23 protein-coding genes and 2 tRNA genes are annotated in these 23532 nt (G+C 68.2%); 8 read left to right on the top strand and 17 right to left on the bottom strand.

Annotation, left to right across the window (positions count from 1 at the left end; translation table 11 throughout):
- Positions 1–18: 18 nt before the first annotated feature.
- Positions 19–1629: an ABC transporter substrate-binding protein gene (locus tag MRBLWH10_RS05535; protein ID WP_341941930.1), complete on the bottom strand. Its 1611-nt coding sequence runs from the start codon at positions 1627–1629 to the stop codon at positions 19–21.
- A 164-nt stretch (positions 1630–1793) separates the two neighbouring features.
- On the opposite strand from MRBLWH10_RS05535, the gene valS reads away from it, so the two are divergent.
- Together valS and MRBLWH10_RS05525 are read left to right on the top strand one after the other, a co-directional pair.
- On the top strand, positions 1794–4388 hold the full coding sequence (gene valS, locus MRBLWH10_RS05530; protein WP_341941929.1) for a valine--tRNA ligase: 2595 nt from the start codon (positions 1794–1796) through the stop codon (positions 4386–4388).
- Positions 4388–4603 carry a hypothetical protein gene (locus MRBLWH10_RS05525; protein ID WP_341941928.1) on the top strand — a complete coding sequence of 72 codons (216 nt, stop codon included), beginning with the start codon at positions 4388–4390 and terminating at the stop codon, positions 4601–4603. Before valS ends, MRBLWH10_RS05525 begins: the two co-directional genes overlap by 1 nt.
- Before the next feature lie 115 nt (positions 4604–4718).
- Here the strand turns inward: MRBLWH10_RS05525 and MRBLWH10_RS05520 are convergent, their stop codons facing one another.
- From MRBLWH10_RS05520 to tdh, 4 genes are all read right to left on the bottom strand, one after another.
- Entirely contained in the window at positions 4719–4937 is a 219-nt protein-coding gene (locus MRBLWH10_RS05520; RefSeq protein ID WP_105674455.1) for a hypothetical protein, read from the bottom strand.
- Positions 4934–5530 carry a helix-turn-helix domain-containing protein gene (locus MRBLWH10_RS05515; RefSeq protein ID WP_341941927.1) on the bottom strand — a complete coding sequence of 199 codons (597 nt, stop codon included), beginning with the start codon at positions 5528–5530 and terminating at the stop codon, positions 4934–4936. The genes MRBLWH10_RS05520 and MRBLWH10_RS05515 overlap by 4 nt, the downstream gene beginning before the upstream one ends.
- 61 nt (positions 5531–5591) lie before the next feature.
- Complete coding sequence (locus tag MRBLWH10_RS05510) at positions 5592–6770, bottom strand: glycine C-acetyltransferase (protein ID WP_341941926.1); 1179 nt, start codon at positions 6768–6770, stop codon at positions 5592–5594.
- Positions 6771–6786: 16 nt separating this feature from the next.
- Positions 6787–7830, bottom strand: a complete 1044-nt coding sequence (gene tdh / locus MRBLWH10_RS05505; RefSeq protein ID WP_341941925.1) for an L-threonine 3-dehydrogenase — start codon at positions 7828–7830, stop codon at positions 6787–6789.
- 81 nt (positions 7831–7911) lie between these two features.
- Between tdh and MRBLWH10_RS05500 the strand changes: the two genes are divergently transcribed.
- From MRBLWH10_RS05500 to MRBLWH10_RS05485, 4 genes are read left to right on the top strand one after another with little or no spacing between them, the layout of a single operon-like run.
- Positions 7912–8820, top strand: a complete 909-nt coding sequence (locus MRBLWH10_RS05500) for a LysR family transcriptional regulator (RefSeq protein ID WP_341941924.1) — start codon at positions 7912–7914, stop codon at positions 8818–8820.
- Positions 8817–10868, top strand: coding sequence for a M3 family metallopeptidase (locus MRBLWH10_RS05495; RefSeq protein ID WP_341941923.1), 2052 nt, complete (start codon positions 8817–8819; stop codon positions 10866–10868). Before MRBLWH10_RS05500 ends, MRBLWH10_RS05495 begins: the two co-directional genes overlap by 4 nt.
- Entirely contained in the window at positions 10861–11481 is a 621-nt protein-coding gene (locus MRBLWH10_RS05490; protein WP_341941922.1) for a methyltransferase domain-containing protein, read from the top strand. Before MRBLWH10_RS05495 ends, MRBLWH10_RS05490 begins: the two co-directional genes overlap by 8 nt.
- Positions 11478–11972, top strand: a complete 495-nt coding sequence (locus MRBLWH10_RS05485; protein WP_341941921.1) for a GyrI-like domain-containing protein — start codon at positions 11478–11480, stop codon at positions 11970–11972. The genes MRBLWH10_RS05490 and MRBLWH10_RS05485 overlap by 4 nt, the downstream gene beginning before the upstream one ends.
- 52 nt (positions 11973–12024) lie before the next feature.
- Here the strand turns inward: MRBLWH10_RS05485 and clpX are convergent, their stop codons facing one another.
- The 10 genes from clpX to MRBLWH10_RS05435 all read right to left on the bottom strand — a co-directional run bounded on the left by clpX (position 12025) and on the right by MRBLWH10_RS05435 (position 21373).
- Positions 12025–13293: an ATP-dependent Clp protease ATP-binding subunit ClpX gene (clpX, locus tag MRBLWH10_RS05480; RefSeq protein ID WP_105674442.1), complete on the bottom strand. Its 1269-nt coding sequence runs from the start codon at positions 13291–13293 to the stop codon at positions 12025–12027.
- A 197-nt stretch (positions 13294–13490) separates the two neighbouring features.
- Positions 13491–14342, bottom strand: coding sequence for an aldehyde dehydrogenase family protein (locus tag MRBLWH10_RS05475; RefSeq protein ID WP_341941920.1), 852 nt, complete (start codon positions 14340–14342; stop codon positions 13491–13493).
- A complete protein-coding gene (locus MRBLWH10_RS05470) occupies positions 14339–15781 on the bottom strand; it encodes an aldehyde dehydrogenase family protein (protein WP_341941919.1) in 1443 nt (480 codons plus the stop codon). The genes MRBLWH10_RS05475 and MRBLWH10_RS05470 overlap by 4 nt, the downstream gene beginning before the upstream one ends.
- Before the next feature lie 12 nt (positions 15782–15793).
- Positions 15794–16795: a deoxyribose-phosphate aldolase gene (gene deoC, locus MRBLWH10_RS05465; protein WP_341941918.1), complete on the bottom strand. Its 1002-nt coding sequence runs from the start codon at positions 16793–16795 to the stop codon at positions 15794–15796.
- On the bottom strand, positions 16792–17727 hold the full coding sequence (locus MRBLWH10_RS05460) for a sugar-binding domain-containing protein (RefSeq protein WP_105674435.1): 936 nt from the start codon (positions 17725–17727) through the stop codon (positions 16792–16794). The genes deoC and MRBLWH10_RS05460 overlap by 4 nt, the downstream gene beginning before the upstream one ends.
- A gap of 141 nt (positions 17728–17868) precedes the next feature.
- Positions 17869–18510 (bottom strand): ATP-dependent Clp protease proteolytic subunit, encoded by a 642-nt coding sequence (locus MRBLWH10_RS05455; RefSeq protein ID WP_105674433.1) that lies wholly within the window; start codon positions 18508–18510, stop codon positions 17869–17871.
- Between the two features lie 20 nt (positions 18511–18530).
- Positions 18531–19127, bottom strand: coding sequence for an ATP-dependent Clp protease proteolytic subunit (locus MRBLWH10_RS05450; protein ID WP_105674431.1), 597 nt, complete (start codon positions 19125–19127; stop codon positions 18531–18533).
- 82 nt (positions 19128–19209) lie between these two features.
- The gene (locus MRBLWH10_RS05445) at positions 19210–19704 is read right to left on the bottom strand and encodes a tetratricopeptide repeat protein (protein WP_341941917.1); all 495 of its coding nucleotides are present in this window, start codon (positions 19702–19704) and stop codon (positions 19210–19212) included.
- 68 nt (positions 19705–19772) lie between these two features.
- Positions 19773–21236: a trigger factor gene (tig, locus tag MRBLWH10_RS05440; RefSeq protein WP_341941916.1), complete on the bottom strand. Its 1464-nt coding sequence runs from the start codon at positions 21234–21236 to the stop codon at positions 19773–19775.
- Positions 21237–21299: 63 nt separating this feature from the next.
- Positions 21300–21373 (bottom strand) — tRNA-Pro (locus MRBLWH10_RS05435).
- A gap of 106 nt (positions 21374–21479) precedes the next feature.
- Between MRBLWH10_RS05435 and MRBLWH10_RS05430 the strand changes: the two genes are divergently transcribed.
- Positions 21480–21550 (top strand) — tRNA-Gly (locus MRBLWH10_RS05430).
- 55 nt (positions 21551–21605) lie between these two features.
- The gene (locus MRBLWH10_RS05425) at positions 21606–22802 is read left to right on the top strand and encodes a hypothetical protein (RefSeq protein ID WP_341941915.1); all 1197 of its coding nucleotides are present in this window, start codon (positions 21606–21608) and stop codon (positions 22800–22802) included.
- Positions 22803–22893: 91 nt separating this feature from the next.
- On the opposite strand, the gene MRBLWH10_RS05420 is transcribed toward MRBLWH10_RS05425, so the two are convergent.
- Both MRBLWH10_RS05420 and secG read right to left on the bottom strand, forming a co-directional pair.
- Positions 22894–23247: an RNA polymerase-binding protein RbpA gene (locus tag MRBLWH10_RS05420; protein WP_105674423.1), complete on the bottom strand. Its 354-nt coding sequence runs from the start codon at positions 23245–23247 to the stop codon at positions 22894–22896.
- A complete protein-coding gene (secG, locus tag MRBLWH10_RS05415; protein WP_067352826.1) occupies positions 23247–23495 on the bottom strand; it encodes a preprotein translocase subunit SecG in 249 nt (82 codons plus the stop codon). The genes MRBLWH10_RS05420 and secG overlap by 1 nt, the downstream gene beginning before the upstream one ends.
- Between the last annotated feature and the right edge of the window lie 37 nt (positions 23496–23532).

Raw genomic sequence — 23532 nt, 5'->3', positions numbered from 1 at the left:
CTCGGCGGCCGAGGGGCGTCAGCCGACGCTCACATCGTAGAACAGCGGCCGCCCGTACAGGTCGTAGTCGAGGCCCTCGACCCGCTCGCCCACCGCGGTGATCGCCGAGGGGCTGTAGAGCGGGACGATGGCGACATGCTGGGCGTTCCACTGCTGCACCTGAGTGTAGAGCTCGTCGCGCTTCTTCTGGTCGCTCGTCGCGACCGCCTCTTCGAGGAGCGCGTCGAGAGCGGGGTCGGAGACCTGCGAGGCGTTCTGGAAGCCGTCCGTGTGCAGGTGATTGCGCAGGAAGTCCGGGTCGACTCCGGAGAAGTCCCAGTCCGTGAGGTCGAAGGTCTTCGGACCGTACTGCTCGTTGTACTTGCCCGGTTCGAGCGTCTCCCGGACGACCTCGAAGCCGATCTTCTTGAGGTCGGACTGGATGGCGTTCGCGAGCGCTGCTCGGTCATCGGGGATCGGAGTCCAGGCGATCCAGCGCACCGAGAGGCGCGTGCCGTCCTTCATGCGGATGCCGTCGGCGTCGCGCTCCGTCCAGCCGGCCTCGTCGAGGAGTGCGTTCGCCGCATCCTCGTCGTAGGGCCAGGTGCCCTCGAGCGATGCGTCGTACCCGGGCGTCGTCGAGCCGAGGATGCTCCACGCCCGCGGGAACTGGCCGAAGAAGATCTCCTCGACGGCGGAGTCGATGTCGATGCCCCGCGAGAACGCCTGGCGCACCTTCTCGTCGGCGAACACGCCGTACTTCTCGTTCAGGTACAGCGAGTACGGCAGACCAGGGTACTCGACCGAGTCCACGGTGACGCCATCGCCCAGTTCCTTCACCAGGTTCGGCGGCATGTTGCTGGCGATGTCGGACTCGCCGCTCTTCACGACTCCGGCGCGGACCGACGCCTCGGGCTGGATCTCGACGCGCAGGGTCTCGACCTTCGGCGCCGTGGCGTCGTGCGGTCCCCAGGCGTAGTCGTCGTTGCGGGTGTAGACGATCTCCTGATCGGGCGTGTACTCGGTGAGCTCGAACGGCCCGGTTCCGACGGTGATCCCCGGACCGCCCGCCTTGAGCTTGTCGGCGGACTCCTTCAGCACCTTCGGCGAGTAGAACCCGAGCTGAGGAGTGCTCGCCGCCTGGAGGAAGGGGGCGTAGGGCTGGGTGAAGGACACCTTCACGGTGTGGTCGTCGACGACCTCGGTGCCCTTGTAGTAGTCGGCGCCGAGCATGCTCGCGGCCTGCGCGGACTTCGTCGCCGGGTCGACGATGCGGTCGAAGTTGGCCTTGACGGCCGCGGCGTCGAACTTCTCTCCATCGGTGAAGGTGACGTCGTCTCGCAGCGTGAAGGTGTATTCCGTGCTGTCGGGCGAGACCTCCCACTTCGTCGCGAGCCACGGGGTAAAGCTGCCGTCGTCCTCCTGGAACACCAGCGAGTCGAGCACGGCGCGCTGCACCATGCCGGAGACGTCGAGCTGGCTCACCTGCGGGTCCATGTGCCCCGCCGAGAGGTTGGCTCCCTCGATGGACCAGACGATCTCGTCGGAGGCGTCGCCGCTGCCGGCGGAGGTGCAGGCGCTGAGAACCAGGGCGGAGGCAGCCGCGAGTGCCACGGCGGGCAGGAGGCGACGCAGGGAGCGTGCGGGCATGGCGATTCCTCAGGAAGAACGGATCGGGATGCTTCGATTCTACGGTGGATTCTTGGACGGGGTCGATGTACGACCCCCTTGTTATGCGGTCGGTACACTGGAGGCACAATCCACACTCAGGCACGCTCACACAGTGCCGCATACATCGCTCGAGGAGACCTCTCATGTCCGCTATTCCCGACAAGCCCGCACTCGAAGGTCTCGAAGCGAAGTGGAACGACGCATGGGCGGAGCAGGGCACCTACCTGTTCGACCGCATCCGCGCCGCGCAGACCGGCCGTGACGGCGTCTACTCGATCGACACCCCGCCGCCGACGGCATCCGGCTCCCTGCACATCGGGCACGTGTTCTCCTACACGCACACCGACATCAAGGCGCGGTTCGAGCGCATGCGCGGCAAGACCGTGTTCTACCCCATGGGCTGGGACGACAACGGCCTCCCCACCGAGCGTCGGGTGCAGAACTACTACGGGGTGCGCTGCGACCCCTCGCTCCCCTACGACCCCGACTTCACCCCGCCGTTCGAGGGCGGAGACAACAAGTCCTCGCGCGCTGCCGACCAGCTGCCGATCAGCCGCCGCAACTTCATCGAGCTGTGCGAGCGGCTGACGGTCGAGGACGAGAAGCACTTCGAGGCGCTGTTCCGCCAGCTCGGCCTCAGCGTCGACTGGACCCAGACCTACCGGACGATCTCCGACGACACGATCCGGCAGAGCCAGCTCGCCTTCCTGCGCAACATCGAGCGCGGCGAGGCCTACCAGGCTCTCGCGCCGACGCTCTGGGACATCGACTTCCGCTCGGCGATCGCGCAGGCCGAGCTCGAGGACCGCGACCAGCAGGCCGCGTACCACACCATCGACTTCCCGTTCTCCGACGGCTCCGGCTCGATCACCATCGAGACCACCCGTCCCGAGCTCCTCCCCGCGTGCATCGCGATCGTGACGCACCCGGAGGGACCGCACAAGCACCTGATCGGCACGAAGGTGACCACGCCGTTCTTCGGCGCCGAGATCGAGATCCACGGCCACCACCTCGCGCTCGCCGACAAGGGCACCGGCGCGGCCATGGTCTGCACCTTCGGCGACGTGACGGACATCGTGTGGTGGCGCGAGCTGCGCACCGTGTCGGGCGATCACCTGCCCAACATGACGACCATCGGCCTCGACGGCCGGTTCCTCCCCGACGCCCCCTCCTCGGTGGCGGATGCGGCGGCGCAGCAGTGGTATGCCGAGGAGCTCGCGGGCAAGACCGTGTTCTCCGCGCGCAAGGCCATCGTGGAGAAGCTGCAGGAGACCGGCGCGATGACCGCGGTCGGCAAGCCCTTCAACCACGCGGTGAAGTTCTTCGAGAAGGGGGACCGCCCCCTCGAGATCGTGTCGACCCGGCAGTGGTACATCCGCAACGGCGCCCGCGACCCCGAGCTGCGCGATGCGCTCATCGGCCACGGCGCCGAGCTCGCCTGGCACCCGGACTTCATGCGCGTGCGCTACGAGAACTGGGTCGGCGGTCTCACCGGCGACTGGCTCGTGTCCCGCCAGCGCTTCTTCGGCGTGCCGATCCCGCTGTGGTACGCGCTCGACGAGAACGGCGACCGCGACTACGACCGCGTGCTCACGCCCGACCACTCCGCTCTTCCGATCGACCCGACCACCGACGTACCGGCGGGGTACACCGCAGAGCAGCGCGGCGTGCCCGGTGGTTTCGACGCCGAGGCCGACATCCTCGACACCTGGGCGACGTCCTCGCTCACCCCGCAGCTCGCCGGCGGCTGGCAGCGCGATGAGGAGCTCTGGGAGCTCACCGCGCCGTTCGACCTGCGCCCGCAGGGCCAGGACATCATCCGCACCTGGCTGTTCTCGACCATGCTGCGCTCGACCCTCGAAGACGGCCGCTCGCCGTGGCGCAACGCCGCGATCAGCGGCTTCATCGTCGACCCCGACCGCAAGAAGATGTCGAAGTCCAAGGGCAACGTGGTGACGCCCGCCGACATCCTCGACACGCACGGATCGGATGCCGTGCGCTACTGGTCCGCGTCGAGCCGACTGGGCATGGATGCCGCCTTCGACCCGCAGAACCCGACGCAGGTGAAGATCGGCCGCCGACTCGCCATCAAGGTGCTGAACGCGGCGAAGTTCGTGCTCTCGTTCCCCGTGCCGGAGGGCGCGCAGGTCACGCACGCACTGGACGCATCCATGCTGACGGCGCTCGACGGCGTCATCGCCGAGGCGACGAGGGCCTACGAGAACTACGACCAGGCCAAGGCCCTCGAAGTCACCGAGGCCTTCTTCTGGACCTTCTGCGACGACTACCTCGAGCTCGTCAAGGAGCGCGCGTACAACCAGAACGACGTGGGTCAGGCATCCGCGGCCCTCGCGCTGCGCCTTGCTCTGTCGACGCTGCTGCGACTGCTCGCGCCGATCCTCTCCTTCGCGACCGAAGAGGTGTGGTCCTGGTTCGAGGAGGGCTCCGTGCACACGGCGTCCTGGCCCGAGCCGCTGGGCATCGAGGGAGACGCCGCGGTGCTGTCGGTGGCCAGCGAGGCCCTGATCAGCATCCGTCGTGCGAAGACCGAGGCGAAGGCGTCCCAGAAGACCCCCGTCGCGAGCGCCATGATCACCGCCCCGGCCGAGAAGTACGAGGCGCTTCAGGCCGCCGCCGCCGATCTGTCGGCCGTGGGTCGTATCGCGGAGCTCGGGCTCGCCGTCGGCGACGAGTTCGCGGTCACCGCGATCGAGCTCGCTCCCGTCGAGGCCGTGTGATGCAGCTCGGCACGCGGTGGGCCACGGGTTCGGAGCCACCGGCGTCGGTGCCCGCTGCGCTGCGCCCCGCCATCGCCGAGGTCGAATCACGCGATGTAAGCGGCCACTGGACCCTCACGTGGCTCGAGGGCCGCGCGATCGCCGAGCTCGACGCCGGCTGGGAAGTGCTGCAGACCGCGTCCGGCGACGTCGTGGCGCGTCCTTTCGAGGACTGACACCCGCTCGCCACCGCTCGGTCGTCGAGCGAGGAGCGCAGCGACGAGACGAAACGCTTCACCTGATGTCTGACATCGGGTGAAGCGTTTCGTGTCTCTCGGCGACGCGGCTCCGTCACCTCCGAGGAAGACCGACCTGGGCGAGGAGGTGCTCGACGGCGCGGGGATCCTGTCTCCGGGCCTGCTGCTCGCGGAGCAGGTCGAGCGCGATCTCCCGACGCTCGGCCCTGGCGGCGATGCGGCGTTCGACGTAGGCCGTGAGGTGCTCCGCCAGATGCAGGAGGCGGCGCTCGGCCTGCGTCGGCGCGGTGAGGTGGAGAGCGGCGCTGGTCATGATTCCTCCGTACTGGTGGTCGTGGGCAGGTCGAAGAGCTCAGCGCGCAGGGTCACGCGCCGGACGTCGGGGCCGGACTGGCCGCGGTAGCGGTCGACGACCTGATCGACGACGGCGCTGAGCTCGGCCTTGACCTCCTCCATCTGCGCCGCCGTCAGGTCGAGGTACGTCGTCATGATGATCCCGACGTCGCGCCACTCCTCCGGGATTGCGGACTCGTTGCGGTTCAGGTACGCCATCAGCGCCTCGTGACGCAGGCGGAAGAACTCGGCCGTGACGATCTGCGCGGAGGCGCGGTTCGACGGCGTCATCGAGTCGTCGGGACCCGGCAGATCGATGCGCCCCTTGGGCCTCTCCCACCAGCGCTCACGCGCAGTGCCACGCCCCTCGACCTCTTGGATCAGGTCGTGCGCGGCCAGCGCCCGCAGGTGATAGCTCATCGAACCGGACGTCTCGCCGACGAGAGCCGCGAGGGAGCTCGCCGTCTGCGGCCCCCTCTCGCTGAGCAGGTCGAAGATCCGCACGCGCAGCGGATGAGCGAGCGCCTTCAGCGCACCGGGGTCGAGGCTGCGGGACTTCGGGGGGTTCGTCATGTATGCAAAGATACTATTGCAAAGACTTCTTTGCAAGCTTTTCTTTGCAAGTTCGTCCAGGTCAGTTCACGGCGGCCCGCGCCGCCACGAATGCGGCCACGCAGCGCTCGATCTGCTGCGGCGTGTGCGCAGCGGAGAGCTGCACGCGGATCCGCGCAAGACCCCGCGGGACGACCGGGAAGCTGAACGCCGTGACGTAGACGCCCCTGGCCTGCATCTCCTTCGCGATGCGGGCTGTCAGCGCGGCATCCCCGAACATCACCGGCACGATGGGGTGCTCCCCCGGCAGCAGCTCGAAGCCCTCCGCGCTCATCCGCTCGCGGAACAGCGCGGCGTTCTCCCGAAGTCGAGCACGGAGATCGGCCGACCCCTCGACGAGGTCGAGCGCCGTGAGGGTTCCCGCGACGATCGCCGGCGCGAGGGTGTTCGAGAAGAGGTAGGGGCGCGAGCGCTGACGCAGCAGGGCGACGATGTCGGCGTGCGAGGCGACGTAGCCCCCTGACGCGCCGCCCAGCGCCTTGCCGAACGTGCCGGTGTAGATGTCCACTCTGTCCGCGACGCCGCACAGCTCAGGGGTGCCGCGTCCGTTCTCGCCCACGAAGCCGACGGCATGGGAGTCGTCGACGAAGACGAGGGCGTCGTAGCGCTCCGCGAGGTCGCAGATCTCCGCCAGCGGAGCGATGTAGCCGTCCATCGAGAAGACGCCGTCCGTGACGACGACGCGGAAGCGCGCGTCGGCGGCCGCCTTCAGCTGCTCTTCGAGGTCGGCCATGTCGCGGTTGCGGTAGCGCAGGCGGCGGGCCTTCGAGAGACGGATGCCGTCGATGATCGATGCGTGGTTGAGCTCGTCCGAGATGATCGCATCCTCGGCGCCGAACAGCGTCTCGAACACTCCCCCGTTCGCATCGAAGCACGAGGAGTAGAGGATGGCGTCGTCGGCGCCGAGGAATCCGGCGAGACGACGTTCGAGTTCTAGGTGCTGCTCCTGCGTGCCGCAGATGAAGCGCACGCTCGCCAGTCCGTACCCCCACTCGTCCAGAGCGCCCTTGGCGGCGTCGAGGATGCGGGCGTCGTCGGCGAGGCCCAGGTAGTTGTTCGCGCAGAAGTTCAGCACCTCTGCACCGTCGGCGACGATCTCGGCGCTCTGCGGTCCGCGGATGCTGCGCTCGTGCTTGATGAGCCCCGCCTCCTCGATCCCGCTGAGCTCTGCCGTCACATGGTTCTGGAATGTCCCGTACATCGCAAACTCCTTCGCTCTACAGCTGCGTCCAGTCGAGGATGATCTTCCCCGTTCCCGCCGACTCCGCGGCGGCGAAACCCTTCTCCCAGTCGCGCGCGGGGAGCACCTCCGCGATCACGCGGCCGATCGACTCGCGCAGGGTCGCGCTGCTCTGCAGCATCGCACCCATCGCGTTCCACGTCTCGAACATCTCGCGACCGTAGATGCCCTTGATCGTGAGCATGTGGGTGACGAGCTTGCCCCAGTCGATGTCGAAGCCGGCGCTCGGCAGACCGAGCATCGCGATGCGGCCGCCATGGTTCATGTTGTCGATCATCGCGGGCAGCGCAGTGGCCGCGCCGCTCATCTCGAAGCCGACGTCGAACCCCTCCCGCATCGCGAGCGCCCGCTGCGCGTCGCGGATGTCGCTCCTCGACACGTCGACCACCTCGTCGGCGCCCATCTGCCGCGCCATCGCGAGGCGAGGAGCGCTGACATCCGTGGCGACGATGAAGCGTGCGCCCGCATGGCGTGCCACGGCGATCGCCATCAGCCCGATCGGGCCGCATCCCGTGACGAGGACGTCCTCTCCGATGAGGGGGAAGGTGAGGGCGGTGTGTACCGCGTTGCCGAGCGGATCGAAGATCGCCCCGAGCTCCGGCGTCACGTCTGAGTGGTGCACCCAGACGTTCGTCGCCGGTAGGGAGAGATACTCGGCGAAGGCGCCGTCGCGCTGGAGTCCGAGGCCGATCGTGCGGATGCACATCTGCCGACGGCCGGCGCGGCAGTTGCGGCAGGTTCCGCACACGATGTGCCCCTCGCCGGAGACGCGGTCGCCGACGGCGATGTCGCGCACGAGCGGACCGACCTCCACGACCTCGCCATAGAACTCGTGGCCGGGGATCAGCGGCGCGTCGATCGCGGACGCGGCCCAGTCGTCCCAGCGGCGGATGTGCAGGTCGGTTCCGCAGATGCCGGTGCGGAGCACGCGGATGACGACCTCGTCCGCCGCGGCCACCGGATCGGGGCGCTCCACCAGCTCGAGTCCTGCCGCGCGTTCTGCCTTGAACAAAGCCTTCATGCTTCGATCACACCGCACACGACGTTGTAGAGCAATCGCCACTTTCTGCAACATCTATGTAGCTACAACTAAACTGACGACATGGAACTCCACCAGCTGCAGATCCTGCGCGAACTCGGAGCCCTCGGCAGCGTCACCGCCGTGGCCGAAGCCTTGAACGTCACACCGTCCGCCGTATCCCAGCACCTCTCCGCCCTGCAGCGGGGAGTCCGCACCCCGCTGACTCGCAGAGACGGCCGGCGTCTCACCCTCACTCCGGCCGGAGAGGTGCTCGCGGCGGCCGGCACGGAGGCGATCGACGCGATGGCCGCTGCACGCAGCGCCTTGGACGAGTTCGAGAGCGAACCGACAGGCGTCGTCACCATCAGCGGATTCCACAGCGCTGGTCAGGCCCTGTTCGGATCCCTCGTGCGCGAGCTGTCCGAGAGCGACGCCGCCCCGACGGTGCAGCTCACCGATGAGGATGTCGCTCAGAGCGACTTCCCCGCGCTCACGGCGCGCTACGACCTCGTGCTCGCTCACCGCATGGAGCACTCCGAGCCCTGGCCGAAAGCCGGCATCCGCAGCCTCACGCTCGTCAGCGAGCCCCTCGACGTCGCGGTCGCGGCATCCCACCCCCTCGCAGCCCGCGTCTCCCTGACCCCAGACGACGTCGTGGGGCAGCCGTGGGTGACCAGCCGCATCGGCTACTCCCCCGATGACGTGCTGCGGGCCGTCTCCGCCGTCGCGGGGCGCGCGCTCGAGATCAGGCATCGCATCAACGACTACGGCGCGGTCTCCGCGGTCGTCGCCGCCGGCGACGTGTTGGGGATGCTGCCGCGCTACACGTCGCGCAGCGTCGACGACCGGGACATCGTGCGACTCCCTCTCCTCGGAGTGAGCACGCACCGACTCATCGACGTGCTCGCACGTCCGGAGACCCTGCGCCGGCGCTCGGTGCGGATCGTCGTGGAGGCGCTCGAACGGGTCATGGCTAGGCTCAAGGAATGACCGACGCCTCCAACCCGCTGCTGCAGCCGTCTTCGCTCCCCTACGGCCTCCCCGACTACGCCCGCATCAGGCCAGAGCACTATCTGCCCGCGTTCCGGGCGGCGTTCGCCGAGCAGCTGGGCGAGGTCGCGCGGATCACGATGGTCAGATCCATGCCGACGTTCGAGAACACGATCGAGGTGCTGGAGCGCTCCGGGGAGCTCCTCGACAGGGTCGCCCACGCGTTCTACACGGTGAGCTCAGCGGATGCGACGCCCGAGATCCAGGCCGTCGACGAACAGCTCGCTCCGCTGATGGCCGCGCACACCGACGCCATCACCCTCGACGGCGCCCTGTACTGGCGCGTCAGGCTCGTGCACGAGCAGCGGGACTCCCTCGACCTGGACGCGGAGCAGGGCTACCTGGTCGAACGACGGTTCCGCGAGATGACCCACGCCGGGGCGGCGCTCGACGACGAGGCCAAGGCGCATCTCACGCTCCTCAATCAGCAGCTGTCCACCCTGAGCAACACGTTCGAGCGGAACCTCCTCAACGACACGAACGACCTCGCGGTGGTCTTCGACTCCGCGTCCGAGCTCGACGGGCTCAGCGCCGGAGAGCTCTCCGCCGCCGCACGGGCTGCCCAGAGCCGCGGCCTCGACGGGAAGCTCCTCGTGTCCCTCCCCCTCTTCACCGGGCATCCGTACCTCGCACAGCTGCGCGATCGCGACGCCCGTCGTCGCATCATGGACGCGTCGCGCAGCCGGGCATCGCGCGACAACGCCGACGACAACCGCCCCGTGCTGCGCGAGATCGTGCGTCTCCGTGCCGAACGCGCCGCACTGCTCGGGTACGAGTCCCACGCCGCGTACGTCACCGCGGACGAGACGGCGAAGACCCCCGATGCCGTCGAACGGATGCTGCGCGCGCTCGCTGCGCCGTCGGCCCGCAATGCTCGCGCGGAGCGAGCGGCGCTGCAGGCCATCGTCGACGGGACCGAGCCGGAGCCGTTCGAGATCGAGGCGCACGACTGGGCGTTCTACACCGAGCGGGTGCGAGCGGCGACCTACGACATCGACACCAGCGCGCTTCGTCCGTGGTTCGAGGCGGAGCGGGTCCTGCAGGACGGGGTGTTCTTCGCCGCCACGCGGCTGTACGGGGTGACGTTCCAGGAGCGGCCCGATCTGACGGCGTACCACCGCGGTGCGCGGGTGTTCGAGGTCTTCAACGCCGACGGCAGCGCGCTCGGGCTGTACGTCCTCGACCTCTACACGCGCGACTCGAAGCGCGGTGGAGCGTGGATGAACCCCATCGTCAGCCAATCGCGTCTGCGCGGCACCGCCCCGGTCGTCGTCAACAATCTCAACGTGCCGGAGCCGGGAGACGGCGAGCCGACTCTGCTGACGCTCGACGAGGTGACGACGCTGTTCCACGAGTTCGGGCATGCGCTGCACGGGCTGTTCGCCGTCGTGACCTACCCCCATTTCTCCGGGACCAACGTGTACCGCGACTTCGTCGAGTTCCCCAGCCAGGTCAACGAGATGTGGATCCTCTGGCCGGAGGTCCTCGACAACTACGCACGGCACCACGAGACCGGCGAGCCGCTCGACCCGGCGATCGTCGACCGGCTCCGTGCCACGGAGACCTTCGACCAGGGACACGCCACCAGCGAGTACCTCGCCGCCGCCTGGCTGGATCAGGCGTGGCATCGGGTGGGTGCGGATGCCGACGTCGACGACGTCGCCGCGTTCGAGGCGGCGGCCCTCGCCGACATCGGCCTGAACGACCCGGTGGTCCCCACGCGCTACTCGTCGACGTACTTCGCGCACGTGTTCTCCGGCGGATACAGCGCCGGCTACTACTCGTACATCTGGAGCGAGGTGCTCGACGCCGACACGGTCGACTGGTTCCGCGAGAACGGCGGTCTCACACGGGAGAACGGCGACCGCTTCCGCGACCGACTCCTCGGCGTCGGCGGATCGAAGGACCCCCTGGAGGCGTACCGTGACTTCCGCGGTCGCGATGCCGAGATCGCCCCTTTGCTGAAGCGGCGAGGGCTGGATGTCTGATCGCATCGAACTGATCCGCCGCGCCTTCGACGGACGCGCGGCGGACTATGACGACAGCACGATGCATCGGACACTGGCTGCAGATGTCGCCGATGCCGTCGACCTCGACGGCGCGCGGACCGTGCTCGACATCGCCACCGGCACGGGGCTCGTGCTCCGCGCGCTCGCGCAGCGGGCGGACGGCATCCGACTGATCGGGATCGACATCTCGTCGTCCATGCTGGCTGTGGCTGAGCGCGCGCTGCCGGTTGCGGAATGGATCACGGCGGAGGCGACGCAGCTGCCCCTGCTACCGGCCTCTATGGACATCGCGATCTGCGTGACGGCGCTGCACATCATCCCCGACGTGCCCGCCGCGCTCGACGAGTGGCACCGTGTGCTCCGTCCCGGCGGACGTCTCATCACCGCGACCTTTTCCTCGGAGTACAGGAGCGGCATCCCGAAGGCGTCCACCAATCGGACATATCCCAGCGACCACGATCCGTACGCGAGCGTCCCCGCGATCTCCGCCACCCTCGCACCGCACGGCTTCGGACTGCGCGCTCACCGAAACTGGACCGACGGGACCGACGCTGTGCTGATCGCGGAGTTCGTGGCAGAGTCGAGACCATGAGCGCCTTCCCCGAGACCCCGTTCGGCCTGATAGACCGCATCGAACTGGATGCCGTGGCTCTGGCGGTGATCCGCCACGAGGGCATCACGATCTCGGATCTCCGCGACGTGTTCGACGCGGGCTACTCGGCACTGGGGTCGTTGTTCGCCTCGGGCGCCCTGGTGCCGGCGGGCCCCGCGGTGGCCGTGTACTACGGCGACCCGATGCGCGTGTTCGACCTCGAGCTCGGCTTCCCTGTCGTTCTCGCACCCGAGCAGCCCATCCTCGTGAACGGTCTCGAGGTCACGGCATCCGCTCTCCCGGCGGGTCCGGCGGCCGCGACGACCGTCCTGGGGTCGTACGACGAGCTCGGCGCCGGCTGGATGGGCCTGTCCGACCGAGCCCGCGCCGAGGGACTCGATCCGAGGGGCATCTGGATCGAGGTGTACGTCTCCGACCCGTCCACGGCGACCGACGCCTTGCGCACGGATCTCATCCTGCCCGTCGCCTGACGAGCACGACGAGGGCACGAACGCTCCCGTCGAGGCGAGACCGCCTCGACGCTCAGGCGCTCTTGCGCTTGCGCTCCATCACGATGGTGGGCGGGGCGCCCTCGTCGACCGCAGCGCGGGTCACGATGACCTTGGCGACGTCTTCGGCCGAGGGGATCTCGAACATGATCGGTCCGAGCACGTCTTCGAGGATGGCACGGAGACCACGAGCGCCGGTCTTGCGCTCGACGGCGAGGTCGGCGATCGAGCGGAGCGCGTCCTCCTCGAACTCGAGCTGCACCCCGTCGATCTCGAACATGCGCTGGTACTGCTTGACCAGCGCGTTGCGCGGACCGGTGAGGATGTCGATCAGCGCGCTCTGGTCGAGCGGCGACACTGAGGTCACCACGGGAAGACGGCCGATGAACTCGGGGATGAGGCCGAACTTGTGCAGGTCCTCGGGCAGGACCTCGCTGAACAGATCGAGATCCTTGCCCTTGTCGTGCAGCGGAGCACCGAAGCCGATGCCGTGCTTGCCGACGCGCGCCGAGACGATGTCCTCCAGGCCTGCGAAGGCGCCGGCGACGATGAACAGCACGTTCGAGGTGTCGATCTGCAGGAACTCCTGGTGCGGGTGCTTGCGACCGCCCTGCGGCGGCACCGATGCGACCGTGCCCTCGATGATCTTCAGCAGGGCCTGCTGCACGCCCTCACCCGAGACGTCGCGCGTGATCGACGGGTTCTCGGCCTTGCGGGCGATCTTGTCGACCTCGTCGATGTAGATGATGCCGGTCTCTGCGCGCTTGACGTCGTAGTCCGCTGCCTGGATGAGCTTGAGCAGGATGTTCTCGACGTCTTCTCCGACGTACCCTGCCTCGGTCAGCGCCGTCGCATCGGCGACGGCGAAGGGGACGTTGAGGCGCTTCGCGAGCGTCTGCGCGAGATAGGTCTTGCCGCAGCCGGTCGGGCCGATGAGCAGGATGTTGCTCTTGGCGATCTCGACGCTCTCGGCCTTCTGCTCAGCGGTCTGAAGCGTGCCGTGCGCGCGGATGCGCTTGTAGTGGTTGTAGACCGCGACGGCGAGAGCCTTCTTCGCGGGCTCCTGCCCGACCACGTACTCCTCGAGGAAGGAGAAGATCTCGCGCGGCTTGGGCAGATCGAAGTCGGCGGTGCCTGTGGCGGCGGACTCCGCCATCCGCTCCTCGATGATCTCGTTGCACAGCTCGACGCACTCGTCGCAGATGTACACACCGGGGCCAGCGATGAGCTGCTGCACCTGCTTCTGGCTCTTTCCGCAGAACGAGCACTTGAACAGGTCAGCGCTTTCACCGATACGGGCCATGCGCGTCCTCCTCAGGATGCCGAGATCGTCATCCGAGCCTAACCTCTGCACCGGACACCGGGACGCATTGGCGCGGTCACGATTGTCCCCTGCACGCATCGACGCCTCCCGCCGAACGACGACGCCCCACCTGACCGACGTCGGCCCGGTGGGGCGTGGACGGTCAGCTGGGGCGTCGGCGAAGCGCTTCGGCGGGGTCAGACCATGCTCTTCGTGTGCCAGACGGTCTTCACCTCGGTGAAGGCCCCGATGCGCTCGGGAGAGGCCGAGACGGCGCCGGGGGCGAGAACCCGCTTGAGGGTCTCGGCCGCGGCGATCTGCATGTCGACCCAGTCCAGGTCACCGGCTCCGGCGAGGTCGAGTGCGTTCACATCCTGGTGGGAGGCGAGCCACGGCGCGATCTCGGCCGGCGAGCCGGTGAGGACGTTCACGACGCCCCCTGGCACGTCGCTGGTCGCGAGGACCTCGGCCAGGCTGATCGCGGAGAGCGGATGCCGTTCGCTGGCGATCACGACGACCGTGTTGCCCGCGACGAGCGCCGGCGCGACGACCGACACCAGGCCGAGAAGAGCGGAGTCCTGCGGCGCGACGATCGCGACGACGCCGGTCGGCTCCGGCACCGAGATGTTGAAGTACGGGCCGGCGACCGGGTTCGCGTTGCCTGCGACCTGCGCGTACTTGTCGCACCAGCCCGCGTACCAGACCCAGAGGTCGATGGCTTCATCGACCTGTGCACCCGCGACGGCGGCGGACACGCCCTCCTGGGCGACGATCTCGTCGACGAACTGCGCACGGCGTCCCTCCAGGACCTCCGCGACACGGTAGAGCACCTGACCGCGGTTGTAGGCGGTCGCACCGGACCAGCCCTTCACCGCGGCGCGCGCGGCGACGACGGCATCCCGAGCGTCCTTGCGCGACCCCTTGGCCGCGTTCGCGAGGAACGCCCCCTTCGCGGAGAGCACCTCGTAGGTGCGTCCGGACTCGCTCCGCGGGAACGCTCCGCCGATGGCGAGCTTGTAGGTCTTGGGCACGGTGAGTCGCTTGCTCATGATGCTGCTCCCTGGAGGTAGGCGGTCAGACCCTGACGTCCGCCTTCGCGGCCGTATCCGGACTCCTTGTAGCCGCCGAACGGGCTGGACGGGTCGAAGCGGTTGAAGGTGTTGGCCCAGATCACGCCGGCGCGCAGACGGTCTGCGACGGCGAGGATGCGCGACCCCTTGTCCGACCAGATTCCCGCGGACAGGCCGTAGGGGGTGTTGTTGGCCTTGGCGATCGCTTCCGCCGGGGTGCGGAAGGTGAGCACCGAGAGCACTGGTCCGAACACCTCGTCGCGGGCGATCCGGTGCGACGCCTCGACGCCGGTGAAGATCGTGGGAGCGAACCAGAAGCCCTTCTCGGGGATCACGCAGTCCGCGGTCCAGCGCTCGGCGCCCTCGGCCTCTCCGATGTCGCTGAGCTCGCGGATGCGAGCCAGCTGAGCGGCGGAGTTGATCGCGCCGATGTCGGTGTTCTTGTCGAGCGGGTCGCCCAGGCGCAGCGTCGACAGGCGGTTCTTGAGCCTGTCGATGACCTCGTCGTGGATCGACTCCTGCACGAGCAGCCGGCTGCCCGCGCAGCAGACGTGCCCCTGGTTGAAGAATATCCCGTTGACGATGCCCTCGACGGCCTGGTCGATCGGCGCATCGTCGAACACGATGTTCGCCGCCTTGCCGCCGAGTTCGAGCGTGAGCTTCTTGCCGGTTCCCGCGACGGCCTTGGCGATGTCGCGACCGACTCCGGTGGAGCCGGTGAACGCGACCTTGTCGACGTCGGGGTGACGGACGAGCGCCGCGCCGGTCGCACCGGCTCCGGTGATGATGTTCACCACACCGGCGGGGAGGTCGGCCTGCTGCAGGATCTCCGCGAAGATCAGCGCCGTGAGGGGCGTGGTCTCTGCGGGCTTGAGCACGACCGTGTTCCCCGCAGCCAGCGCAGGGGCGAGCTTCCACGCGAGCATGAGCAGCGGGAAGTTCCACGGGATGACCTGGCCTGCGACGCCGAGCGCGCGCGGGTTGGCGCCGAGCCCGGCGTAGTCGAGCTTGTCGGCCCAGCCGGCGTAGTAGAAGAACCAGGATGCGACGAGAGGAACGTCTACATCGCGGCTCTCCTTGATCGGCTTGCCGTTGTCGAGGCTCTCGGCGACCGCGAGCTCGCGGGCGCGCTCCTGCACCAGACGTGCGATGCGGAACAGGTACTTGCCGCGGTCCCGCCCGCTCATCTTCGACCAGGTCCGGTCGTAGGCGCGACGTGCGGCGGCGACGGCACGGTCGACGTCCTCGTCGCTCGCGGTGGCGATCTCCGCGATGCGGGTCTCATCCGACGGCGAGATGGTCGTGAAGCTCCTCCCCGATCCGTCGACGAACTCGCCGTCGATGAACAGGCCGTAGCTGTCCCTGAGGTTCAGGACGGCCTTCGACTCCGGCGCGGGGGCGTATTCCAGAAATGACATGTTCGGTTCCACTCAGTCGATCGTGACGTAGTCGGGGCCGGAGTAGTGGCCGGAGGCGAGCTTCTGACGCTGCAGCAGCACGTCGTTGAGGAGGCTCGATGCGCCGAAGCGGAACAGGTGCGGCTGCAGCCATTCCTCACCGACGGTCTCGGCGACGGTCACCAGGTACTTCACCGCGTCCTTCGACGAGCGGATGCCGCCGGCCGGCTTGACGCCGATCTTCTCCCCGGTGCCGCGGTGCCAGTCGCGCACGGTCTCCAGCATGAGCAGCGTGGTCGGCAAGGTCGCAGCCGGCTGCACCTTGCCGGTGGAGGTCTTGATGAAGTCGCCGCCCGCGAGGATGCCAAGCCAGGAGGCGCGCTTGATGTTGTCGTAGGTGTTGAGCTCGCCCGTCTCCAGGATCACTTTGAGCGAGGCATAGCTGCCGTCCTCGCGACGGCAGGCCTCCTTCACCTGGGCGATCTGGTCGAACACCAGACCGTAGCGACCCGACAGGAACGCCCCGCGGTCGATCACCATATCGATCTCATCGGCGCCCGCGGCGACGGCCTCTGCCGTGTCTGCGAGCTTGATGGCGAGGGATGAGCGACCGCTGGGGAACGCCGTGGCCACCGCCGCGACCGAGATGCGGCCGTCGTCGGGGTCGCCGTGCAGGTCGCCGAGAGCGGTGACCGCGTCGCCGACCATGTCGCCGTACACGCACACCGCGGCGACGCGCGGCGTGGTCGGGTCTGCCGCATCCGGATTCTTCGCCTTCGCGACGAGGGAGCGCACCTTGCCGGGCGTGTCTGCGCCCTCCAGGGTGGTGAGGTCGATCAGTTTGATGATCGTGTCGAGCGCCCAGGCCTTCGACGTCGTCTTGATCGATCGCGTGCCGAGTCCGGCCGCTCGCTGTTCCAGGCCCACCGCATCCACGCCGGGGAGTCCGTGCAGGAAGCGCCGGAGCGTCGCATCGTCGGGCTCACCGCCCAGCACGTCCACCGCCGATCGGCGGCTGAGTTCTTTGGTCGTCATTGTTCCTCCAACAATGCTCTGGCTGTGTTCTCATCTGTCACGATCACGCTGCACAGGCCGCTGGTGACGACCGTGCGCGCGATGTCATGCTTCGCCGCACCCGTGGCGACGAAGACCGCCCTCGTGGCGGCGCGGAGTCTGTCGAGCTCGACACCCACCGTGCGGGCGTCGAGCTGGGGGTCGACGATGTTGCCGTCGGCGTCGATGTAGCGGCCGAGGACGTCGCCGACCGCTCCGCGGCGCGCCAGCTCCTCGACATCGGATGCCGTCAGGTAGCCGTTCTCGACGTGCGCGGATGTCGCGTCGCAGGGACCGGCGGTGAAGAGGAAGGCCTGCGCCTCCGCAGCCTCCTCGAGCACCGCGGCGACCGTGCGATCGGCTTCGATCGCCTGCTTGGTCTCGACGCGTTCCAGGATCGCCGGGCTCGGCAGCAGAGACACATGTCCCGATGCCCGCTGGGCGATCGTGACCGCGAGACCGGCGGCACCACCGGAACGGCGGTTGAGGCTCACTCCCCCGTTAAGCTGCACGACCGTCACTCCCGTGGCCCAGCCGTCGGGCAGCGCCTCGGCGACCGCGCGGAGCGTACGGCCCCAGCTGACCCCGAGCGTGCGGGGAACGGGACGCATCGCGGTGAGATAGTCCGCTGCGGCCTGGGCGACGCGTTCGAGCGTGCCCTCATCACCTTCGGGCGCCGGCACGACGATGGCGGCGGCGAGGCCGTGCTTCTCCACGAGCTGGCGCTCGAGGCCGAGTCTGCGGGCGCGCGGATGCACGATCTCGATGCGGACGATGCCGCGCTCGCGAGCCTGCGTGAGCAGGCGGCCGACCTTCCAGCGGGAGATCTTGAGAAGGGCGCCGATCTCGTCCTGAGTCTTGTCCTCGTCGTAGTACAGCTCGGCGACGCGAACCATGACCAGCTCTTCTTCCACGGCATCCTCCTTCCTTCACCAGGATAGAGGGTCATCTGCGTTCGTGCACCCGTTTGCTCATATGAGCACCCGGGGCGCGAGTGGATGCGCAAAAGGACGCCGGTCTGATGACCGGCGTCCTTCTGCGGAGTGGAGCGGAGCTCAGACGCGCTTGCGCGTGGTGAGCACCTGGTCGACGATGCCGTACTCCTTCGCCTGCTCGGCGGAGAGGATGTTGTCACGGTCGATGTCGCGGTTGACCTGCTCGGCGGTGCGGTTGGTGTGGTGAGCCATGGTCTCCTCGAGCCAGGTCCGCATGCGGAGGATCTCCGCCGCCTGGATCTCGATGTCGGAAGCCTGACCGTGGCCCGCCTCGCCCATCGCCGGCTGGTGGATCAGCACACGAGCGTTCGGCAGAGCCAGACGCTTGCCGGGGGCACCGGCCGCGAGCAGCACGGACGCGGCGGACGCCGCCTGTCCGAGCACGACGGTCTGGATCTGCGGCGCAACATACTGCATCGTGTCGTAGATCGCCGTCATCGCGGTGAAGGATCCGCCGGGCGAGTTGATGTACATCGTGATGTCGCGCTCGGAGTCCTGGCTCTCCAGGACGAGGAGCTGCGCCATAACGTCGTCGGCGGACGCGTCGTCGACCTGTACGCCGAGGAAGATCACGCGGTCTTCGAACAGCTTGTTGTACGGGTCCTGACGCTTGAAGCCGTAGGCCGTGCGCTCCTCGAACTGCGGGAGCACGTAGCGGCTGGACGGGAGGTTGCCAGCGGACTGGAAGGTGGGGGTGTACATGTGATTCCTTCTCTTTCCGCTTACTTGGAGTCCTGCTCGGTGCCGCCGCCGCCGATGACGTCGGAAGCCGATTCGCGGATGTGGTCGACGAAGCCGTACTCGAGCGCCTCCTGAGCCGTGAACCAGCGGTCACGGTCGCCGTCGGCGTTGATCTGCTCGACCGACTTGCCGGTCTGGGCCGCGGTGATCTCCGCGAGGCGGTTCTTCATCGAGGTGATGAGCTGCGCCTGCGTCTGGATGTCGCTCGATGTTCCGCCGAAGCCGCCGTGCGGCTGGTGCAGCAGCACACGGGCGTTCGGGGTGATGTACCGCTTGCCCTTGGTGCCGGCGGTCAGCAGCAGCTGCCCCATGGACGCCGCCATGCCGATGCCGACGGTGACGATGTCGTTCGGGACGAACTGCATCGTGTCGTAGATCGCCATACCCGCGGTGATCGAGCCACCGGGCGAGTTGACGTAGAGGAAGATGTCCTTCTCGGAGTCCTCTGCCGCGAGAAGAAGGATCTTCGCACAGATCTCGTTGGCGTTCTCGTCGCGCACCTCCGACCCCAGCCAGATGATGCGGTCCTTCAGCAGACGGTCGAAGACGCTCGTCGCGAGGAGGGGTTCTGCAGCCATGTCAGCTCCTGATTCCGTGTTTCAGTGATTTCGAATCTACCGGCGACAACGCGGCGTTCAGGCCGTGTTCGCCGTCGGCATATCAGGTGTCGGCGTCGGCGATCTCGTGGGCGTACGCGGTCATGGAGCGGTGGTAGCGCGGCAGGTGCGGAACGAGGGCGAGCAGCGCCACCGAGAGGCCCCGTGCGGGCTGCCCCGCGCTCGCGAGGATGAGCGCGTGCACGGTCGCCACGGCATCCCGATACGGTCCGTCGGGCGAGCGCTCCTCCTCCGCCGTGATCACGGCGAGAGCATCGTCGTACTCTCCGAGATTGCGCAGGGAGCTCGCCAGCTGGATCACGCACTGCGGGCGGTGCTCCTCATCGAGACCGAGCTCGAGCGCGCGACGGTAGAGCACCACGGCTTCGGCAGGACGTCCCGCCGAATCCCGCGCCCCCGCGCGCTCGAACTCCGCTCGCGCATCGTCCGCCCCGCGCTCCGCGGCGAGTGCGTCGATGCGTGCGATGGTCTCGTCGCCGACCTCCTCGCCCGAGGCGTCATCCCACACGTCGTCGATCCGCTGGTCCCAGCTCTTCATACCCTGTCCTTCCGGTGATGAAAAAGGGGCGGATGCCGCAGCATCCGCCCCTTCTCGTGATCGTTCGATCACTCAGCCTTGTCGGCGGCCTTCTTGGCCGGAGCCTTCTTGGCGGCCGGCTTCTTCGCGGCGGGCTTGTCCTCCGCTGCGGCGTCGGCCTTGTCAGCCGGAGCCTTCTTGGCCGGAGCCTTCTTCGCGGGAGCCTTCTTCGCAGGCTTCTCCTCGGCGGGAGCCTCCTCGTCCGAAGTCTCGTCGTCGACGACGACGAAGTCGCTCAGGTCCACGGCCTTGCCGTTGGTGTCGACGACCTTGACCTTGCCCAGGGCGATCGCGAGGGCCTTGTTGCGGGCGACCTCGCCGACGAGCGCGGGCAGCTGGTTCGACGACTGCAGCGCCTCGACGAACTCCTGCGGCGCCATGCCGTACTGCGCAGCGGACTGCACGAGGTACTGCGAGAGCTCCTCCTGCGAGACCTGCACGTCAGCCTGCTCGGCGATGGTGTCGAGCAGCACCTGCGTGCGGAACTGCTTCTCGCTCGCCTCGGTGACCTCGGCACGGTGCACGTCGTCTTCGAGGCGGCCTTCGCCCTCGAGGTGGTTGTGCACCTCGTCCTCGATGAGCTGCGGCGGAACGGGGATCTCGATCTTCTCGAGCAGCGTCTCGACGAGCTTGTCGCGAGCGGCGGAGCCCTGCGTGAAGACGCCCTGCTGCGAGACGCGCTCGGCCAGGCTCGCGCGGAGCTCGGCGATCGTGTCGAACTCGCTGGCGATCTGCGCGAAGTCGTCGTCGGCCTCGGGGAGCTCGCGCTCCTTGACGGCCTTGACGGTCACGGAGACCTCGGCCTCGGAGCCGGCGTGGTCGCCGCCGACGAGGGCGGAGCGGAAGGTCGTGTCCTCACCGGCGGTGAGCGACTCGATCGCGTCGTCGATGCCCTCGAGCAGCTCGCCGGAGCCGACCTCGTAGGAGACGCCCTCCGCGCGGTCGATCTCGGCGCCGTCGATCGTGGCGACCAGGTCGAGCTCGACGAAGTCGCCCTTCGCTGCGGGGCGGTCGACGGGGACGAGCGTGCCGAAGCGGGCGCGCAGCTTCTCGAGCTCCTCGTCGAGAGCCGCGTCGTCGGCCTCGACGGCGTCGACCGTCAGGGTGATGCCGTCGTAGGAGGGCAGCTCGATCTCGGGGCGGACGTCCACCTCGATGTCCACGAGCAGGTCGCCCGAGAAGTCCTTCTCGTTCGGCCACTGCGTGATCTCGGCCGACGGGCGGCCGACGACGCGGACCTTGTGCTCGACCGTGGCGTCACGGAAGAACTTGTCGAGGCCCTCGTTGACCGCGTGCTCGATGACCGCACCGCGGCCGATGCGCTGATCGATGATGGGAGCAGGGACCTTGCCCTTGCGGAAGCCGGGGATCTGCACGTCCTGAGCGATGTGCTCGTAGGCGTGGGCGATGCTGGGCTTGAGGTCTTCCGGGGTGACCGTGATGCTGAGCTTGACCCGGGTCGGGGTCAGCTTCTCGACGGTGCTGTTCGCCATGCTGGTTTGTTCTCCTTGTAGTTTCCGCGCTGAATCGCGGCGCTGAGGCTTGAGAAAGCCGTGTCGGGGCGACAGGAGTTGAACCTGCGACCTCCCGCTCCCAAAGCGGGCGCTCTACCAAACTGAGCTACGCCCCGGGGAATCCGCGCGCAGATTCAGCCCCATCGAGTCTAACGGACAAGAGCACCCCTGACTGTCCGCTATGATCGATGAGTCGGTGCGGCGCCAGCAATGGCCCGCGTCGGGGGTGTAGCTCAATGGTAGAGTCTCAGTCTTCCAAACTGATTGCGCGGGTTCGATTCCCGTCACCCCCTCGATCTGATCAGGTCCTCGCCCACGGCGAGGACCTTTTCTACAGGGAGGGATGCCGTGACCGACCCGGACTCCCCTCTGCGCGGCGCACATGACCTTCCGCTCCTCTTCTCCAGTGCGCCCGTCGCCCCGACCCGTCCGAGGAGAAGGCGCACGGGACCGGTGCTCGGGGTCGTCGGAGCTCTCGTCGTCGCCGGCGGACTCGCCGCGGCTCAGCTGGGTGCGAATCTGAACTACGACGACGCCGCCGAGCGGTACGACGCCGCAGTGCAGACGACACGCGAGACCATCGCCGAGGTGCGAGCGGACACCGACGACCTGCAGTCGGCCACCGGCTACGCCTCCCAACTGATCCAGAGCGATGACGGGACACTGGTGGATTCCGCGTCGAAGGACGCGCTCGCCGCTGCCGTGTCCGGAGCGGAGGCCGCCGCATCCGACGCGGAGGACGTCCTGGACTCGCGCATCCCCGAGCCCGGCGAGAAGCCCACCTGGTTCTGGGAGCTCTTCGCCGTGTCCGATCGGCTCGCAGACGACCGCGACGGTCTCGACGATCTGGCAGACGACCTCGCCGATGAGACGCCGGCGATCGACGAGGCGCAGACGGCGCTGTCGGATGCCGGTCTGACGCTGCTCACGACGGCGGCATCGACCGCCGCCGGATTCGAGGCCGCGCATCCCTCGGCGAAGAACGATGCGGTGATCGCTCTCCGCGATGCGGCGGCGAAGGCGTCCGCGGCGACCGGCATCGACGCCAGCGCCGCGACGTCGCTCGCCTCCCTGCAGAGCGCCGCCGCCCTGGTCGTCTCGTCCGAGCAGGCCGAGCTGGCCGAGAAGGCGGGGCCGCTGCTGTCGAAACGGCTGGAGATCGAGGCGTTCGCGCGCTCGCTGGCGCCCGGCGTGCTCCTGGAGTTCGACTGGAACCCCATCGTCAGCGGAGCCGGAGGCAGCGGGAGCATGGGCGGACTCACCACCTGGTGGTGGGACACGCCAGGACGCGCGGTGATCGAGCTCTCGAACTCGGTGGCGGAACGGTGGCCCTCCTACAGCAGCAAGTCGCTCGTCGCGCACGAGGTCGGCCACGCGATCAGCGTCAAGTGCGAGGACATGTACGACTCGTCCACCCAGGACAGCATCGAGAAGTGGGCGACGGCCTGGGCGATCAGCATGGGGTACACGGACGACGCGAACGGGGTCTGGGCCTACGGCTATCCCCCGCAGTCGTACATCGACGCCGCTGCCGGATGCCGGTGATCGCACCGACCTGACCGTGGACCGAGCCCGACGACGCGAGAGGCCGCCACGACGGATCGTCGTGGCGGCCTCTCGCGAAGGAACCGGGGTCTTACTGACCCCGGCGCTCGCGCAGCTGTGTCAGGGCGTCCTCGAGGAGCTGAACGGCTTCCTCGTCGGTGCGTCGCTCCTTCACGTACGCCAGGTGGGTCTTGTAGGGCTCGGTCTTGGCGAGAGCAGGAGGGTTCTCCTTGTCTCGACCGGCCGGCAGACCCGACTGCGGGTGATCGATGATCTCCGGGATCTCCTCTTCGGGGAGACCTGCGGCGAAGTAGCGGACGGTCTCGTTGCCGAGTCCGTCCCAGTAGGAGACCGCGATGCGGTCTGCGTGATAGCCGTGGTCCTGCTCGCCCATCGGGCCGGAGCCGACCCGGGTGCCTCGGATCGCGTTGCCGCCGGTAGCCATCAGATCACCTCGAACTTGGTGATGAGGCCGAGCGCGACGATCGCCACGAACCAGGCCAGCGCCAGGACGACCGTGAAGCGGTTGAGGTTCCGCTCGGCCAGACCGGACGAGCCGACCGCCGAGGACATGCCTCCGCCGAACATGTCGGACAGGCCGCCGCCGCGACCCTTGTGGAGCAGGATGAGGAGGGTCAGCAGGACGCTGGTGATGCCCAGCACGACCTGCAGGACGAACTCGAGAATTTCCACGAGGAAGAGCCTTTCGCTGGGGCACGACTGCCCCCGT

The sequence above is a fragment of the Microbacterium sp. LWH10-1.2 genome (genome assembly GCF_038397765.1).
GTDB classification, from domain to species: Bacteria; Actinomycetota; Actinomycetes; order Actinomycetales; family Microbacteriaceae; genus Microbacterium; species Microbacterium natoriense.
Note: the sequence above shows the minus strand (reverse complement) of the source record. Positions and strands in the feature narration are given on the sequence as shown.